Here is an 18,214-nt window from a genome sequence, read left to right on the forward strand (position 1 = left end):
TAAAGTATGTCACTTTCTCTATGTTTTGAGAAATTGTTACCTTTTTCTAGCAGATTTTCCAAAAAAAAACTAAAAGTAAGTGTTTTTTCTATAACACTTATAAAAATAATCAATCAAAATTAAATCAAGAAAAAAATCAGATTCATTGGTTAATGTATGTTTGCAGTTTTGTTTCTATTTGTAAGTTAATTTAGCAGGAAGTTTCTATGAATACTGTTTTAGTTGTTGAAGATGGTTTGACAGATATGGAAATACTCAGCCGCTATTTGCAACAAGCTGGTTATTCTGTAATTAGTGCAACAAGTAGTGAAGAAGCCCAAGCTAAGATACAAGGAGCTAAACCAGATGTAATATTTCTAGATGTAATTTTGCCAGGAAAGAGTGGGTTTGAAATTTGTCGGGAACTAAAAGCTAACAGCGAAACTAATAAAATACCTGTGGTTTTTTGTTCAACCAAAAATAGTGATGTAGATAAAATGTGGGGAAATATGTTAGGAGCAGAGGCTTATTTGTCTAAACCAATTGATAAAGAAGAATTAGTTAAAATACTGAAGAAATTACTTCCGTAAGATTTGTTAAACACGAAATTCAAGTTATTGATGAATTTGAATTAAATAAAAATATCTCACTAATTAAAGGACTAATTAATCTTGGAAAATCCGCAAAAATTTTTAAGTTTTACTTTAGGCAGCAATGATCAAGCGGTAATCTCATTGCAACACATTACTGAAGTTTTACAAATCTCATTGGTAGATATATGTGGTGTGCCGCAAATGCCTAGTTGTATTCTAGGTATATACAACTGGCGAGGTGAAATGCTTTGGTTAGTTGACTTAGAAGAGATGCTGGGTTATCCATCACTTTTGCGAGGAATTAATTTTCTTTCCAAAATGATGGCGATCATCTTAGAAGTTGATGGCAAAAATCTCGGATTTTTAGTAAGAAACATGATGGATATTGAGTGTTTAGAGCCTCAGCAAATGAAGCAGCCATCCGCTGATTTATTCTCACCTAAAATTTCAGCTTTTCTCCAAGGTTACTTTATCAATTCTGTTGAAAAAATGGTTTTTAGTTTAGATGCAGTGGCGATTGTTAAATCTCCCATCTGGTTGAGCCTCAATTAAAATTGAGATTGGCATATTTGCCATAAGTAAAAGCTGAAATCGACTAATAATTTAATGGAGTTATTGAGAAATGACAATTACATATCATAACGGTCAAGAAGAATATGAACACATACTTACTGAAGCAGAAGTAATAGAAAGTAAATCCGCCAATGAGATAACTACAAATATTCCGAATCATGAATTAAGTACAGCCAATTTAGTTGCTCAAGAGTTTAAAATATGGCGGCAGCAATTGCAATCTGTGACAAATTTGATGCGTCAAAGCACAGATATAGATACATTGCTGAAAGTTACTGTAAATCAAATTAGAGAAAAAGTTAATTGCGATCGCGTCTTAATTTATCAGTTTACTTCTATAGATTCTGGTACTGTCTTAGCAGAATCGAGAACACTAGGTTGGACACCTGTGCTAGGTGAAAATCTTCCAGGAATGCTGTTTGGGTTGCATAACAATCAAGATTATTTAGAATCTGTAGCAATTGACGATATCGACCAAATCCAAGTTACACCTTATCAAAAGCAATTACTGGATAAATATCAAATTAAAGCGAGTTTAAGTTTACCCATTGTACTTGAAGGCAAAGTTTGGGGATTACTTGCAGTTAATACTTGTTCTTATATCAGACAATGGCAAGAAACCGAAATTACTTTTTTGAGTCAAGTTACCACAGAGCTAGTTTACAAATTACAGAGCTTTGAATTCCATAGAGAATTAGAACTGAGAACCCAGGCTAAAAAATCAGTAGCGAAAGTTGTTGAAAAGATTATTCAAGTATCCGATATTGAAAAAGTTTTTCAAACAACTACTCAAGAAATTCGGCAGTTATTACGCTGCGATCGCGTCGGTGTATACCGCTTTAATCCTGATTGGAGTGGCGAATTTGTTGCTGAATCAGTTGGGCATGGTTGGGTAAAATTAGTAGGGCCAGGTATTAAAACTGTTTGGGAAGATACCCATTTACAAGAAACCCAAGGTGGCCGTTATCGCCGTCATGAAAGCTTTGTTGTTAATGATATTTATCAGGTCGGTCATTTTCAATGCCATATCGAAATTCTAGAACAGTTTGAAGTCAAAGCTTATGTGATAGTTCCTGTATTTGCTGGAGAAAAATTGTGGGGTTTGTTAGCAGCTTATCAGAATTCTGGTACTCGTAATTGGCGAGATTGGGAAGCTAACTTTTTAGAACAAATTGGTTTGCAATTTGGGTTAGCTATTGCCCATGCAGAGTATCTCGAACAAATGCAAGTGCAATCTCAACAATTAGTGCAGATTGCTGAACAAGAAAAAGCCTTAACCAAGATAGTCAACCGTATCCGTCAATCCCAAGATGTAGAAAGTGTTTTTAAAACCACTACTCAAGAAGTTAGACAATCATTAAGATGCGATCGCGTTGCTGTTTATCGTTTTAATCCTGACTGGGGCGGTGAGTTTGTCGCTGAATCAGTAGGCAGTAATTGGGTAAAACTTGTAGGCCCAAATATCAACACAGTTTTGGACGATACCTACCTTCAAGATACTCAAGGTGGTCGATATGTTAGAGGTGAAAATTTTGTAGTTAATGATATCTACAAAATTGGTTTATCTCCCTGTCATATCGAAATTTTAGAGCAATTTGAAGCTAAAGCTTATGTAATTGTTCCTATCTTTTTCAGCGAAAAACTATGGGGTTTATTGGCAGCCTATCAAAATTCTAGTTCTCGTGAATGGCAAACCTGGGAAGTCAATTTTTTAAATCAGATTGCCTTGCAATTTAGCATAGCTAAATCACAAGTAGATCATTTAGAACAAGTCAGATTTAAAACCGAAAAACTAACTCAAATTGCAGAACAAGAAAAAGCTTTTACTAAGATAGTTAACCGAATTAGACAATCATTAGATGTCGATGAAATCTTCAAAATTACCACCCAAGAAGTTAGGCAATTATTACGATGCGATCGCATGGCTATCTATCGCTTTAATCCTGATTGGAGTGGTGAATTTATTGCTGAGTCAGTTGGTCAGAATTGGGTCAAACTTGTAGGACTAGATATCAAAACAGTTTGGGAAGATACCCACTTAATGGAAACCCAAGGAGGTCGATATGCCAAAGGCGAAAGCTTTGTTGCTAATGATATCTACCAAGTAGGCCATGCTCAATGCCACATCGAAATTTTAGAGCAATTTGAAGCTAAAGCTTATGTAATTGTGCCTATCTTCTTTGGCGAAAAATTATGGGGTTTGTTGGCAGCTTATCAAAATTCTAGTTCTCGTGATTGGGAAGAATCACAAATCAGCTTGTTAGCTCGGATCGGAGATCAATTAGGACTAGCATTACAACAGACTGAATATTTGCAACAACTACAGGCGCAGTCAGCACAACTCGCAGAAGCAGCTGCACGAGAAAAAGCCGCCAAAGAATTATTGCAACAAAGATCTATTCAACTGTTAATGGCCGTTAGACCAGCTTTGGATGGTGATTTGACAGTACGTGCGCCAATCACAGAAGATGAATTAGGTACAATTGCTGATGCTTACAACAATACTCTACAAGCACTGCGGCAAATAGTGATGCACGTGCAAACAGCATCTCAACAAGTAGCGCAAACTTCTGCCAATAGTAATGCTTCTCTTGCTGGACTGAATAATTTAGCACAACAACAGTCTGAAGAAATTACCTCTGCGTTGGGCGATATTCAACAAATGGTAGATTCTACTCAAGCAGTGGTAGCTAACGCCCAGTTGGTGCAAGTAGCGGTACAAAAAGCTAACCAAACAGTAGAGTCTGGTGATACAGCAATGAACCAGACGGTTAAAGCCATTGAAGCAATTCGCGAAACTGTTGCTCAAACCAGCAAGAAGATTAAGCGGCTGAGTGAATCTTCGCAAAAAATCTCAAAAGTAGTAAATTTGATTAGCAATTTTGCCACCCAAACCAACGTTTTAGCACTAAATGCAGCCATTGAAGCAACCCGTGCTGGTGAATATGGCAAAGGCTTTGCCGTGGTAGCTGATGAAGTCCGTTCTTTATCTCGTCAATCAGCAGCAGCAACAATTGAAATTGAAAAATTAGTTCAAGAAATTCAAGCAGAAACTGGAGAAGTTGCAGTAGCAATGGAAACAGGTATTCAGCAAGTTGTAGAAGGTACTAATCTAGTAAGTGAAACCCGCCAAAATTTGAATGCTATTGTTTTGGCAACTGCTGAAATTAGCCAATTAATTCAGCAAATTACCGTAGCTACTCAAACACAAATGGGTCAGTCTGAAACTGTCACTCACTCAATGCAAGATGTTGCAGAAATTGCTAACAAAACCTTTGCTGAATCTCAAGAAATTGCTGCCATTTTCCAAGATTTATTAGGGATGGCGCAAGAACTCTTAACAACTGCAAGTAAGTTCAAAGTTAATTAAGAAATAGGGATGAGGGAGTAGGAAATTTTGATGATTTACCACTCCCAACTCCCAACTCTCTATCCACCCTTCCCCATTTCCCAATTATGATTACAGATGCTGAAATCCGCGAACAAGGTTATGTTTATTTTCTAGCAGAAGCCCCAGAATTGTTACAAATAATTGAGCAAGAGCTTATAGGTTTGGCAGAAGAGGATGATAATAGAAAGAATAAAGTTCATGCTTTGATGCGTGCAACGCATACACTCAAAGGTGGTGCTGCTACTGTTGGACTAGAAGCAATTCAAATAATTGCCCATTCTCTAGAAGATGTATTTAAATCTTTATATAATCCAGATATAGTTATTGATGCTGATTTACATACACTTTTACTTAAATCTTATGAGTGTTTACGTCTAGCCTTAACCGCAGAATTAACCAGCAGTGCCATTAATGTTGAAGAAATTATTGAAAAAGCAACTGCTATTTTTATACAGTTACAAGAAAAACTTGGTGATGCGTTTGGTGCTGATAATTATATTCCAACTTCTCAAGAATTAGGATTTGATGTTGTTCGATCAATCTTTGAAGTGGGAGTTCAACAACGCATTGAAAATATTGTTGCAACTATTAATAATCCTCCCAATGATGACGAATTGAGAGATTTTTTAAATTCCCAAGCAGAAGTATTTCTGGGCTTGGCACAATCTCTAGATTTACGTGGATTATCAGAACTCGCACAAACAATTATGGCTGCGTTGCAAGCCAAACCTGCCGAAGTTCAGCAAATTGCGGAACTTGCACTGCAAGATTTGCAAGCATTACAAACAGCAGTATTGTCAGGCGATCGCACTTGTGTTGATATAATATCGCCAGCTTGGCAAAAACTCACACAACTAGTCCAGACAGAACAGTTATCTCCAGACATTCAAGATAATTCGCCTACTTGCCATTTACTCAAAACTGCGGAAGAATTTTACCAATTTTTAACTATATCTAGCAATCACAATCATGAACAAATTCAGCCAACAACAGCTAAGTTTTACCTTAAGTTAGTTCAATATATTTTGAGTTGGTTTCAGCATCAGAGGCAAATATCTAAGCAAGAACTTAATTTATCTCTACTCATTCCCAAGTTAGATATAGAAAATCAAATAAATTATATTGAAAACTGGTTAAAAGAATTTTTAAATTTCGTGCAGAATCGAGAAGACAGTTATAGTCTTTGCTTGTATCGCCACGGAATTATTTTAATTGTGCTACTTGCAGTTGCTAAATTTGAGTATAGCAATGATAAGAGTGAGAGTTATATTCTTTTAACCAGAAAATTGCAAAAACAAATTCTGATATTAGCCCAAGAATATAAAAATTATCCACCTGTCAATAGTCAAGAAAAGAATTGGTTAGATCATCCAAAATTACAAAATATTTTAGTTATTGATGAAATATCAAAACCTATTTTTGCTGAAACAGATAATTTTTTAGAATCTATTTGGGGAGGAGAAGCGGCAGATGAAAATATTCAAAATCAACAATTAGTTAACATTCCTGAACAAGTTCAAAAACAACTGATTTTAGAGCCAGTCACAGAAGTCGAGAGTAACGTTAATCAGCTAGAAGAGGAAAATATTCATCTGAATAAAACTCAACATTCACGCCAAGCTTCATTTATCCGTGTTGATGTTGAAGGATTAAGAAACCTCAATTATCTAGCAGGTGAATTGCTGATTCATCAAAAGAAACGTACTCTTCATGATGAACAACTACAAGAAGTTGTTGAACAATTATCACAGCAGCTTGGTAGACATCAAATATTATTAAATCAGTTGAAAGATTTACCACTACAGTTGCCAAATATTACGAATCAATCCATGCAAAATTTTACAGCAGTGAAATTTGACTCACTGGAAATGGATGTATATACAGAATTTAATTTATCACTGCACGCAGCCCTAGAAGAAACTCTACAACTACAAGAAACTACAGAATCTCTGGATTTAATTATTAAACAAGCCACTCAAGTAAGTGATCAAAAGCAAAATTTAGTCTTCACTATTATCGATAACTTGGTAGAAGCCAGGATGTTACCTTTGGGTGATATCTTGCATCGTTTTCCCTCAATGGTCAAAAAATTAGCCAATCTCTATCATAAAAATGTAAAATTACAACTTACTGGTACAGATGTACTAGTAGATAAAGCGATCGCTGAAAAATTGTATGATCCACTCTTACATCTAGTACGTAATGCTTTCGATCACGGGATTGAATCTCCGCAAGTGCGACGAGAACAGGGTAAGTCAGAACAAGGTTTAATTACAATCCGCGCATATCATCAAAGTAGCCAAACTATTATTGAAGTTCAAGATGATGGACAAGGATTAAATCTAGAAAGCATTTGGAAAAAAGCTATTGAGATGAATCTTGCTACATCTAATGAAGATAAATCAGAATTATTAGATTTGATGTTTGCACCAGGATTATCCACTGCTGAACAGGTGAGTAAAATTTCCGGACGCGGTATAGGATTGGATATTGTCCGTTCTCAAATGGAAGCGCTTCATGGTTCGATTTCAGTCCAAACTTTGCCGCACCAAGGTACAAAATTCACACTCAAAATACCTTTTTCTATGACTACTGATCAATTGATGCTAGTTCAAGCTGGAGGAGTTGTTTATGCACTATTGTTAGATAGTGTGGAAAAAATTGTCATTCCAGCCCCGCAACAAATTAAGGAATTTGAAGGTAAAAAAGTTTTACACTGGAATACAGAGCAAGATGAAACTTTTATCAATTTATATTCTCTTTCTGAATTAATAGCTTACAACTGTTCTTCTGTTAAGAGTAATAGCTTCAATAATACACAAACTACTCTTGACACAAGATTTATGAATAATCCTGTGTTAATACTCAGGTGTAATCAAGTTATTTTTGGATTAGAAGTTGACCAAATAATAGGTGAGCAAGAACTAGTAATTAGACCATTGGGAAATGCGATCGCGCCACCAAAATATGTTTACGGTTGTAGTAGTTCTGCTAATGGTAATCTCATTTTAGTGATTGATGGCGCTCTGCTTTTAGACTCTAACAATATACAAGCTACGCCTGAACTTACAGTACTACCAATAGTTGCGCCTCATCAGTCCGCTTTGCCAATATTTGAAAATTTATCTATATCTAGTAACTCAAATACTCAAGAAATACCATCATCTCAGCCAGTAGAAGCTATTTACCAATCTCCAAAGGTAGTGTTAGTAGTGGATGATGCTATTAGTTTGAGGCAAACTCTATCTCTGACTTTGCAGCGAGATGGCTATCAAGTAATTCAAGCACAAAATGGTATAGAAGCTCTAGAACAGCTACAAAAATATCAAGATATTCAAGTAATTATTTCCGATTTGGAAATGCCTCGAATGAATGGATTTGAATTATTAACCAGTATTCAGCAAAACCCCAATATTGCCAAAATTCCTGTAGTAATTTTATCGTCTCGTAGTGCAGACAAACATCGTCAACTGGCTCAAGAACTTGGTGCTAAAGCCTATTTAACTAAGCCTTATTTAGAGCATGAATTTCTCTCTACCATTTCGTCTTTAACCAAGAAAAAAGATGTATCCAATAATTTGGTAATGGAATTAACTTGTTAAACTGTTGAACACATGAAATTGGATGGCGATAAAAACTGAATATTTATAGCTTTGTAAATTGGGGTTTAATGTCTATAGATTTAGTTTATCGGCTTGGTGTTGGTTCACCAAATTTAATTAAAAGAGCGATCGCTATACTCACCGCAAAAATCAATGTCATACTCAATGCTGAACCAAAACCCCAATTTTGAGTAACTCCCAGGAATTGGTTGTAAACTAACCGCGCCGCTGTCATGCTCGAAGAGCCACCCAAAAGTTCTGGGTCAATAAAATCTCCTAAACCTGTAATGAAAACCAAAATTGACCCGGCGGTTATTCCTGGAGAAACTTGGGGTACGGTTACTTTCCAAAAAGTCTGTACAGGATTTGCACCTAAATCAGCAGCAGCTTCTAGCAAGCGCTGATCTAATTTTTCTAGAGAAGCATATAAAATTAAAACCATGTAGGGCAACAAGCTGTAACTCATACCAATAAATACAGCAGGGATACGGTTAAGTAAGTCTAAAGTTGGTAAGCCTAAATTACTCAGAATAGTATTTAATAAACCAGTTCTACGCAGAATGGTAATCCAAGCGTAAGAACGGAGTAAAGAGGAAGTCCACAAAGGTAAAACAAAAGCTAATAATAGTAAATTACGCCATTTTTTTGGTGCGATTTGTGCTAACCAATAAGCAACCGGAAAACCGAAGATTAAACAAATTATAGTTGCTCCTAATGCCAACCAGAGCGATCGCAAAATAACATGTAAATAAAGCGGGTCAAATATCCGAATATAATTTTCTAAGCTACTGGGATTGACTAAATCTCCTGGTCTAATATTAGGAACTAAACTTAGCTGGAAAATTATCAATGCTGGTAGTACTAGTAATAAAAGCAACCAAATACCTGCTGGGGCTAATAATACTAAGGGTTGTAGAAAGTTAAATGTAGGACGATGTAATTTTTCAACGTTGGAAATTTCATCTGTATGATTTATTAAAGAAGACATATTTCTGATGAATACAAGTTTAAAGTTTGACTTGGGAAACTTATCAGTCTCTATGTTATTTGTTTTAACTACTAGTTAATTGAGTCCAGTAGCGCTCATAAACTTCCTCAAAGTCACCTAGAGGAGTAATCCGTTCACACTTTTCTAAAAGGGCGGCTTCAGGAAATAAATTTTTATTATCTTGAAGTTTTTTGGGTAATTGTTCAAACCCTGCACCATTAGGAGTAGAAATATTCAAATTTTGACTAATAATTGCTGCAACTTCTGGTTGCAAAATAAAGTTAATCCAAGCATAAGCACCATCAATATTTGGGGCGCTTTTGGGTACGACAATTGTATCAGTCCATAAGGAAGAACCACTACGAGGAATTACATATTTAAATTTAGGATTTTCTTTAATCACACGAATAGCATCGGCTGAGTAACACATCGCTAATACTAAGTCTCCTGAGAGAATTTGGTTTTGCCAAGCATCAGTATCAAAGGAGGCGATCGCAGGTTTTAATTGCTGTAATTTGTTATATGCTTGTTTCAGTTCTTCTTCCTCTTTGGAATTGTAGGAATAACCTAGCATTCGTAATACTGCACCCATTACCTCCCGGACATCATTGAGTAACGTCATCCGCTTGTTGAGTATGGATTGATTTTGCCAGAGATAATCCCAATCTTCTGGTGCTGTTTGCAGCACTTCTGAATTGTAAATTAACCCTGTAGTTCCCCAGTTGAATGGTAAACTATAACGATTATTTTGGTCATAACTAGGATTTTTAAATTGCGGAAATAAATTATCTAAACCAATTAAGCGATTATGATTTAATTCGATTAATAAATTTTTTTCTACCATCTTCTGTACCATATAGTCAGAGGGGTAAATTACACTATAAGCACCACCACCTCCAGCTAAGAGTTTGGCTAACATCACTTCATTAGAATCATAAGGATCTACAAGCACTTGCAGTCCTGTTTGGCTGCTAAAAGTTTGGAGTAATTTTTGGTCTGCATATTGTGTCCAAGTATAAAGATATAATTTGTCGCTATGAGTGGATTTAGTAGCCGCACGAACATTAGCTAATTTCCAACCACAACCAGTTAAAGATAAGCTAGAAAATGCTGCTATTTTTTGTAAAAAGTTTCTTCTATTTGTCATTTGTCATTTAAATTATTGACTAATAGCCAAACAATCACTTTCTGCCCATAAAACGTAAATAGGTGTGTCTCTGTCTGGCAAATTACCAAAGGTATTAGGTTGCAAAACGCTGATATTTATCCCATTAGTTAGTTCCACCACATAAGTAACATGGGTTCCCAAATACATAACGTTAACTAATCTGCCTTCAAAGGAATTACTTGGTAAATTAGGCGGATATAGTGATAATTGAATTTTTTCTGGGCGTACACTTACAACTACTGATTGTGACAATTCTATTGGTGTGTCTTCATAGCGTGTAACTATGATTTTCAGTCCAGTTTTCGTAACAACTTGGATACAATCAGCTTCGACAGCAGCAATTTCACCACTAAATAAATTAGTATCACCAATAAAATCAGCAACAAAAGCTGTTTGGGGACGTTCGTAAATTTCGCTAGGAGTGCCAATTTGCTCAATTTTGCCTTGATTCATCACCGCAATGCGATCGCTCAAAGACAATGCTTCTTCTTGGTCGTGAGTGACTAAAATAAAGGTTAAGCCTAATTTTTTATGCAGGTTTGATAGTTCAACTTGCATCTCTTTCCGTAGCTTGAAATCTAAAGCGCCTAAAGGTTCATCTAACAGTAGCACGGTCGGATGATTAACTAACGCCCTAGCTAATGCTACCCGCTGCTGTTGACCACCAGAAAGTTGATTGGGAAAGCGCGATCGCAAACTTTCCATTTTGACGAGTTTTAAGGCTTCTGTAACTCGACTTTCGATTTCTGATTTGCGAATTTTTTTTAAGTGCAGTCCAAAGGCGATGTTATCCCAGACATTCAAGTGATTGAACAGTGCATAACTTTGAAATACAGTATTGACTGGGCGGCGATAAGGCGGAACATTAGTCATAGACTGACCTTGAATTAGTACCTTACCTGCATCCGCTGATTCAAATCCCGCAATTAAACGTAATGTTGTGGTTTTACCACAACCAGAGGGGCCTAAAATACTAAAAAATTCTCCTTTGCGGATATCCAAATCTATTCCATGTACAGCTGGTTCTTGCTTGAAAAACTTAAACACGTTACGTAGTTCCACATCCAGTGGCTGAAACGACGTAATCCCCTTCTGATTCTGCACAACAGATTGAGCCATAATCCTCAGTAGAATGCTGTGATTTAACCTGATTTTCTGTGAATGTAGCCTATTAAGCAGACTTAAATAACACTTTGGTTTATTGTATCCGCCAAAAACCCTAGATCGGGAATATACGTTTGTGATTGTTACAAGTTTAATATCAAGTGTAAGATTCGGGCATTCTATACCAAGCACTTGATTTCAGAATTTTTACTTATATATATTGACCTATGGCTTTATTTCCATCATCTTTACCGAATAGCAGAAAAGATACACGGACTGTTGGACGTGGTATACAGTCAATCTTCTTAATTGGATTCACTTTATTGACGCTGGCGGGGATTGAAGCGCGGTTAGCATATTTACAAATCGTGGAAGGATCTCAACTGCGGAAACGTGCCGAATCTAACCGCGTTCGGACAATTCTCAAACAACCAGAACGAGGTAATATTTTTGACCGCAATGGTAAGCTGTTAGCCACTACCCGATATCCGCATTCTGTATACTTATGGCCGCTGGCACATACTAAACCATCTTGGTCAGTGGTGGGGCCACGATTATCCCAAATTCTGGGCATCCCCCAAGAAGAAATGGAACATAAGCTAGACGCAGCTGGTGCTAACTCTGCTTCCCTGATTCGGATTGCGCGTGATGTTAGCGAAGCCCAAATTACAGCTTTAAAAGAGTATGAAAATGAACTAAAAGATGTAGAAATTAACACAGATGCGGTGCGCTACTATCCACATGGTCAAGAATTAGCACATGTACTAGGTTATACACGAGAACTGACACCTGATCAGTTGAAAGATAAGCAAAAAGAAGGCTACCGTCTGGGTGATGTCATTGGTCAGATGGGTATAGAAAAGGCGTATGAGAAGACCTTACGCGGCGAATGGGGTGGTCAGCAGGTGGAAGTGGATGGTGCAGGTCGCCCAATCCGCATTTTAGGAGAAAAGCAAGCCAAATCAGGTAAAGATTTGCATTTAACGATAGATTGGGAACTACAAAAAGCAGCAGACAAAGCTTTAGGTAAGTATCAAGGTGCAATTGTCGCCCTTGATCCCAGAAATGGTGCAGTTTTAGCGATGGTATCTCATCCTGGCTTTGACCCAAATATTTTTTCTAAGCAAAAACTCTCGCAAAAAGATTGGGAAAGTGTACAAGGTAAAGACCATCCTTTAGTAAACCGGGCTTTAAGTGCTTTTCCTCCTGCGAGTACGTTCAAAATTGTCACCACAACGGCTGGCTTGGAGTCGGGTAAGTTTTCCCCTGGAACAGTGCTGCAAACCTATGGTTCTTTAACTGTTGGTGGTGTGACTTTTGGGGAATGGAATCATGCAGGGTTTGGGCCTTTAGGATTTCCTAGGGCGATCGCTATGAGTAGTGATACATTCTTTTATCAAGTTGGTAAAGGCGTTGGTGGCCCGACTTTAATTGAGTGGAGTCGCAAATATGGTTTCGGTCAAAGAACTGGAATTGAGTTCTCCAGCGAAGAAACTAAGGGTTTAGTTCCTGATGAAAACTGGAAACAAAAAGCTTGGAAAATTCCTTGGACTGTGGGCGACACAATTAATATGTCCATTGGTCAAGGTGCTTTGCAAGTGTCACCACTGCAATCAGCAATTATGTTTTCTGTTCCCGCCAATGGGGGATATCGTGTGAAGCCCCATTTGTTGAAAGACAACGAAGAAGCAAAAAGCTGGCGCGAATCTTTAAATCTGAAGCAGTCAACTATTAACGTTCTCCGGGATGGACTGCGGAAGGTAATTACTGAAGGTACAGGTAAGCGCTTAAATCTACCAACCATCGCCCCATCATCCGGTAAGAGTGGGACAGCCGAAGCTGGTGTTGGTCGTCCTAATCATACTTGGTTTGGTGCTTATGCCCCAAGCGATCGCCCCGAAATTACTGTTGTCGCCTTTGGCGAAAATTCCGGTGATCACGGTGGTACAGTCTGCGGCCCAATGGTATTACAAGTATTGGAAGCGTATTTCCAGCATAAATACCCCGGTAAGTACCAAAAACCAGAATCAGCTAATTCTCAAAATGCTAATGATGTTAACGGCGATTAATCATAAATCAATGTGATATGTAAGCAAAACCCTTACGCCTCTATTCCAAATTCTCCCTTTGATAAGATTCCAAAATTCCACTACGAATCATTAATTGTGGCCAAATAAATACAAAAAAGCCCATCCAAATAATCACAGGAATGGACACCAGAATTGTTAACCAAACAATTTTAAATAGTAAACAACTACCACTAATTAAAACTACAGACGTGAGGATGATAGACCAAGGTTGACACCACCAAGGTTTGTATTCCCAAGGATTTAAAGGCTTTTGTTCAGTCATAAAACATCATAGACTGCGTGAATCGGACAGGGATGAGAGGCTAGAGATTAGTGTGTTTCAGAATTCAATACTTTTCTTACTTTACACCCCTACACCCTTACACCCCTGTGTTGTTTAATCAACCATTCACAATATATTGCGAATTGATCGCTGCGACACGGCCAGCATCAACCAAAGCTTGATAAACCATCACCGCTACTTCTGCCCGTGTCGCATCACGGGTAGGGTTGAGTTGCTTTAGATTGGGATGATTGACGATAATTCCCTTGTCTATAGCTTTGGCTACTTCATCTTTGGCATAGTCAGGAATTTTGGCTTGGTCATCGAAAATTTTGTTCGCGTTAGCAACATTACCAGATGTGCCTAACTCTAGTCCATTAACTAGAGAAACCAGAACTTGCACACGCTGAATATTTTGGTTAGGGCGGAATGTATTATCAGGGAATCCAGAGAGAAATTGGCCTTGATATGCTTGCTGAATAACTTTAGCTGCCCAGAAGCTGGCGGATACATCTTTAAATTGGGCTGCTGCACGCTTGGAGGATGGTGTAAACGCTTTGACAATTAATGCTGCATACTGCGCCCTAGTCATCGTTGCATCTGGTTTAAAGGTGCGGTCTGGAAAACCGTTAACTATTCCTTGTTTGACTAATTCCCGAATAAAAGCAGCTGCCCAATGATTAGCAATATCGGTTAAATCTATAGGGCTGGGTGTTGGGGTTGGGGTTGGTATCGGTACGGGTACAGGGGTAGGTGTGGGTGTTGGAGTTGGTACAGGAGTAGGTGTGGGTGTTGGGGTTGGTATCGGTACGGGTACAGGTGTGGGCGTTGGAGTTGGTACAGGAGTAGGTGTGGGTGTTGGGGTTGGTATCGGTGTAGGTGTGGGAACTGGTGCGCTGGCAAACTGGATATTACCGCTGACTTTGCTAGGGTCAATTTGATTACCGATGGAAATCAGTTGATTAGAACTGGCATTTTGTAAATCAAATTTAGCGTTATTGCGGAAAATATTACCTCCAGGACTGGCAGCACTACCTAAATCTGGCAGGGCAGTGGAAATTACAGTCAGACCATCGTCGGTATTATTTTCACTAACATTGTTGCGTAATACGGGGCGGGCGTTACCAGAAACTACTATGCCAGAACGATTTTCGGTAAATTTGTTATTTAAAAGTGTGGGTGAGGCTGTATCACTAATAGCAATGCCAAAGCCTGTTTTAATGCAGGTATTATCTTGAATTTGACCTTGGGAATTTTTAGCGATCGCAATTCCATTGGCAGCATTTTCTGTAAATACATTACCTTGAATCACTGGTTTAGCATCACCAGTGGCGAATACTCCCTCACGCTTACAATTTTTGAAGGTGCAGTTGGCAATGGTAGGAGTAGTTGATTCTGCCCAGACACCACTACCGCGAGAGGCTGGGTTTGTCACAGTCACCCCTCGCAGTTCTCCACCGTCCAACATGACAAAGGTGACGTTTTGACCAGCAAAAGTCCGGCTGAGGTAATTACCACTACCTTCAATTAAAATACTGCTGCCTTTGTTGGCTTCGTTACCAATTACTTGTACACCAGACGGAATCGTTAAAGGAAAAACTTCTCCACTCGCTACGCTGTAATTTCCATCTGTGAGTTGAATTGTGGTGTCTGGTGTAGCAACCTTGAGGGCTTGAGTAATTGTTTTAAAGGGCGCTTGTTGACTACCAGAGTTACTACTATTTCCAGTTAAAGGATTTACGTAAAAAGTTTGAGGCATATTTATACCGCTAAAAAATACATAGTCATACTATTAGCTCTAACTTTGCGAATGGCTAGTTATCGCTAAAATTTGCAACATTGACTACCAAATTTAAAGGGTAAATTCCAGAAATACGAACTCGTAGGGGTATATGTATCCAAAACCCTTTCACCTCTAAACCTAATCTCTATAAACAACCTTTGTGCGTAAGTCTTGATTTATATTTTTCTAGATGCCCATAACTAAAGCTCCCAAATTTTAATTAAAATTTGGGAGCTAAAAAATTTTAAGTTCACCGCAACGCCGTTTTACCTAAGTTTATGACCTGGTTAAACCAGGTGGGTACCGCTGTTGCTCGTTTAAAGTTTCCGGGTACATGCCCGGTCTACTGCCACGATAACTGTTGGTTCCCTTTTCTTTAAAGACATAGATCAAAAAACTTGATGGCAGTCACCAACGTCGCAGTGCAACTAACTCATTATAGCTTTCTCAAACAATTTGTGTGTTCAATATGAAGATTTTATGACCAATTTAACTGGGATACCAGATAGATTCTAGGGTGTGGGCTAGATGATTTGCAGTTTCTGGGTTATGCTCATCTAGCAAAACTGTGACGTGTCCCAATTTTCGCCCAGGACGAGATTCGGTTTTGTTGTACCAGTGAACTGTTGCGTGAGGAATGGCGGCTAATTGTTGACGCTGGCTTTGATAGTCACTCTCGGAATTTTCATATCCTAGCAGGTTAACCATAATAGCCATTTGACAGTGTAAATTTGAATTACCTAAAGGTAGACCACATACGGCTCTGAGGTGTTGTTCAAATTGAGAAGTTTCGCAAGCATCAATAGAAAAATGTCCCGAATTGTGAGTACGGGGGGCTATTTCGTTGACTAAAACTTTGCTATCTTTGGTGAGAAATAGTTCTATGCCAAACACGCCAACAACTTCTAGGCTATTTAATAGAGTATGGGCGATCGCTTGACTTTGTTGGGCTTGATTAAGTGTAATATCCGCAGGGGCGATGACTCGCTGACATACCTGTTGTTCTTGCTGGGTTTCTACTACGGGATAGCTGACAACTTCACCATTCACAGAACGGGCGGCAATTACCGCTAGTTCCCGTTCAAATGGGATAAATTCTTCAATTAAAAACTGTGATTGATTTGCTGTTTGAGCTAACTTTTGCTGTAAACTTGCTAAATCTTGGATAATAAATGTGCCTTGTCCGTCGTAACCATGACGACGAGATTTTAAAACAACAGGAAAACTTAAAGCCTCTAGCTGAGAGGTTAAATTCTCTACATCATCTATAGCAAAAAATTGCGGTACAGGTAAGCCTAAATCTCGCAAATAACAACGCTGATGATATTTATCTAATAACGCAGATAAAGCTTCTAACCTCGGACGGAAGCAAACACCTTTATTTGCTAATAAAGATAAAGCATCAAGGTCAACAAATTCATTTTCAAAGGTGATGACATCACTTTTTTGAGCTAATATTTCTGTGGCTTTTGCATCATCAATTGCCGCAAAAACTGTATCTTGGGCAATGGCTACAGCCGGATCAAACTTACTAGGAGTCTGTACAATTAATTCTACTCCTAGTTTTTTTGCTGCATCCCCCATCATCCAGGCTAGTTGCCCACCACCAATTACACCAACACGCTTCATCGACATCCTAAAGATTCACGAGTTTCTACGCCTGTTTTGGAATTTACTCCACTAGCTTTACTGCACAGTTCTTTGATTTGCGCTTTATCCAACACTGCATCAGTGAAGTCTGCACCTTGAATATTCACATCTGTAAACAGGGCGCGAAGTAACAAGGCTTCTTTGAAAACGGCATCGCTTAAATCAGCCCCTGTTAAGTTTACCTGATCGACCATCGCATTAGTTAAATCGGCTTGATGAAGATTAGCTTTAGTCATTACTGAAGCACTCAATACGGCTCCGCGCAAGTCAGCACCTGTAAAGTTAGCCATTTCCATATTCGCGTTAGAAAATTCCGCCGCTTGCAAAGTTTGTCCTGAAAAATCACGTCTCGCTAACTCTGCATTACTAAATGACAAGGGATGAGTCCAGTCTACTGCAAGGGCGGCAAGAGGCAGGAGGCAGAAGGCAGAAGGCAGGAGCAAGAGGGTAAGAATAGTTATGACTGTGTAGTGATTTTTGCTCAGGCGAATTAGGCAAAGTAATAAACTTGCTAAAAGTAATGTTAATCCTGTTAGCCAAAACATAATTTTTTTTAAGTATTGTAGATTACATTAGCTTAACATTTTGTAATTTAGGTCAGGCGATCGCTAAATTATTTCTATGAAATAAGATCCCCGACTTCTTCAAGAAATCGGGGATCTGGACAACACCATTTATTAAATGCCAAGTAGTTTTGCTATATAACCAAAGACTGATTTTTAAACGCTCAATATACATCACAGTAGTTAATCACTGTTATGTTTACAATTCTTGATTTAAAAAGTTATGTTTTACAATATAAATGTTTTTATTATTATTTATCTATCAATAGAGTTATTTACATTTCTTTATGATGATTTTTCAAAGTAAAGTTTATTAACTTTTGCTTTTAACAGCCATTATCGCCTGTTAATCTTCTTATTAAGGTGAGTAGTCAGCATTGCTTGAGCATATTGATTATCCGTCTCGAATGCTTGGCCGGCTACACAAGAGGAGAATTAAGTTTAGTTTCATAATAGTTGCTTGGTTAG

At 38.1% G+C, this 18,214-nt stretch carries 12 protein-coding genes and 1 other RNA gene; 5 read left to right on the forward strand and 8 right to left on the reverse strand.

Annotated features, from left to right (window positions below; all coding sequences use genetic code 11):
* The first annotated feature begins 206 nt into the window (after window positions 1–206).
* The 4 genes from NOS7107_RS16185 (at window position 207) to NOS7107_RS16200 (ending at window position 8,138) form a co-directional block, all read left to right on the forward strand.
* Complete coding sequence (locus NOS7107_RS16185; protein ID WP_015114032.1) at window positions 207–569, forward strand: response regulator transcription factor; 363 nt, start codon at window positions 207–209, stop codon at window positions 567–569.
* An 81-nt stretch (window positions 570–650) separates the two neighbouring features.
* Window positions 651–1,124: a chemotaxis protein CheW gene (locus tag NOS7107_RS16190; protein WP_015114033.1), complete on the forward strand. Its 474-nt coding sequence runs from the start codon at window positions 651–653 to the stop codon at window positions 1,122–1,124.
* A gap of 70 nt (window positions 1,125–1,194) precedes the next feature.
* On the forward strand, window positions 1,195–4,515 hold the full coding sequence (locus NOS7107_RS16195) for a GAF domain-containing protein (RefSeq protein WP_015114034.1): 3,321 nt from the start codon (window positions 1,195–1,197) through the stop codon (window positions 4,513–4,515).
* An 86-nt stretch (window positions 4,516–4,601) separates the two neighbouring features.
* Window positions 4,602–8,138 (forward strand): hybrid sensor histidine kinase/response regulator, encoded by a 3,537-nt coding sequence (locus tag NOS7107_RS16200; protein WP_015114035.1) that lies wholly within the window; start codon window positions 4,602–4,604, stop codon window positions 8,136–8,138.
* Between the two features lie 85 nt (window positions 8,139–8,223).
* Here the strand turns inward: NOS7107_RS16200 and NOS7107_RS16205 are convergent, their stop codons facing one another.
* From NOS7107_RS16205 to NOS7107_RS16215, 3 genes are all read right to left on the reverse strand, one after another.
* Window positions 8,224–9,126 (reverse strand): ABC transporter permease, encoded by a 903-nt coding sequence (locus NOS7107_RS16205; protein ID WP_015114036.1) that lies wholly within the window; start codon window positions 9,124–9,126, stop codon window positions 8,224–8,226.
* 64 nt (window positions 9,127–9,190) lie between these two features.
* A complete protein-coding gene (locus NOS7107_RS16210) occupies window positions 9,191–10,273 on the reverse strand; it encodes a spermidine/putrescine ABC transporter substrate-binding protein (RefSeq protein ID WP_015114037.1) in 1,083 nt (360 codons plus the stop codon).
* Between the two features lie 12 nt (window positions 10,274–10,285).
* Window positions 10,286–11,413 (reverse strand): ABC transporter ATP-binding protein, encoded by a 1,128-nt coding sequence (locus NOS7107_RS16215; RefSeq protein WP_015114038.1) that lies wholly within the window; start codon window positions 11,411–11,413, stop codon window positions 10,286–10,288.
* A gap of 212 nt (window positions 11,414–11,625) precedes the next feature.
* Here NOS7107_RS16215 and mrdA point away from each other — a divergent pair, with 212 nt between their 5' ends.
* Window positions 11,626–13,467 (forward strand): penicillin-binding protein 2, encoded by a 1,842-nt coding sequence (gene mrdA / locus NOS7107_RS16220; protein ID WP_015114039.1) that lies wholly within the window; start codon window positions 11,626–11,628, stop codon window positions 13,465–13,467.
* A gap of 40 nt (window positions 13,468–13,507) precedes the next feature.
* Here the strand turns inward: mrdA and NOS7107_RS16225 are convergent, their stop codons facing one another.
* From NOS7107_RS16225 to NOS7107_RS16240, 5 genes are all read right to left on the reverse strand, one after another.
* Complete coding sequence (locus NOS7107_RS16225) at window positions 13,508–13,750, reverse strand: DUF6737 family protein (protein WP_015114040.1); 243 nt, start codon at window positions 13,748–13,750, stop codon at window positions 13,508–13,510.
* 118 nt (window positions 13,751–13,868) lie between these two features.
* Window positions 13,869–15,509: a DUF1565 domain-containing protein gene (locus tag NOS7107_RS16230; protein WP_015114041.1), complete on the reverse strand. Its 1,641-nt coding sequence runs from the start codon at window positions 15,507–15,509 to the stop codon at window positions 13,869–13,871.
* Window positions 15,510–15,779: 270 nt separating this feature from the next.
* A non-coding RNA gene (gene ssrS, locus NOS7107_RS27905) (6S RNA) lies at window positions 15,780–15,962 on the reverse strand.
* Between the two features lie 60 nt (window positions 15,963–16,022).
* Window positions 16,023–17,162, reverse strand: a complete 1,140-nt coding sequence (locus tag NOS7107_RS16235) for a 5-(carboxyamino)imidazole ribonucleotide synthase (protein WP_015114042.1) — start codon at window positions 17,160–17,162, stop codon at window positions 16,023–16,025.
* Complete coding sequence (locus tag NOS7107_RS16240; protein WP_015114043.1) at window positions 17,159–17,728, reverse strand: pentapeptide repeat-containing protein; 570 nt, start codon at window positions 17,726–17,728, stop codon at window positions 17,159–17,161. Before NOS7107_RS16240 ends, NOS7107_RS16235 begins: the two co-directional genes overlap by 4 nt.
* Window positions 17,729–18,214: the final 486 nt, after the last annotated feature.

This window comes from Nostoc sp. PCC 7107, assembly GCF_000316625.1.
Lineage (GTDB): Bacteria > Cyanobacteriota > Cyanobacteriia > Cyanobacteriales > Nostocaceae > Nostoc_B.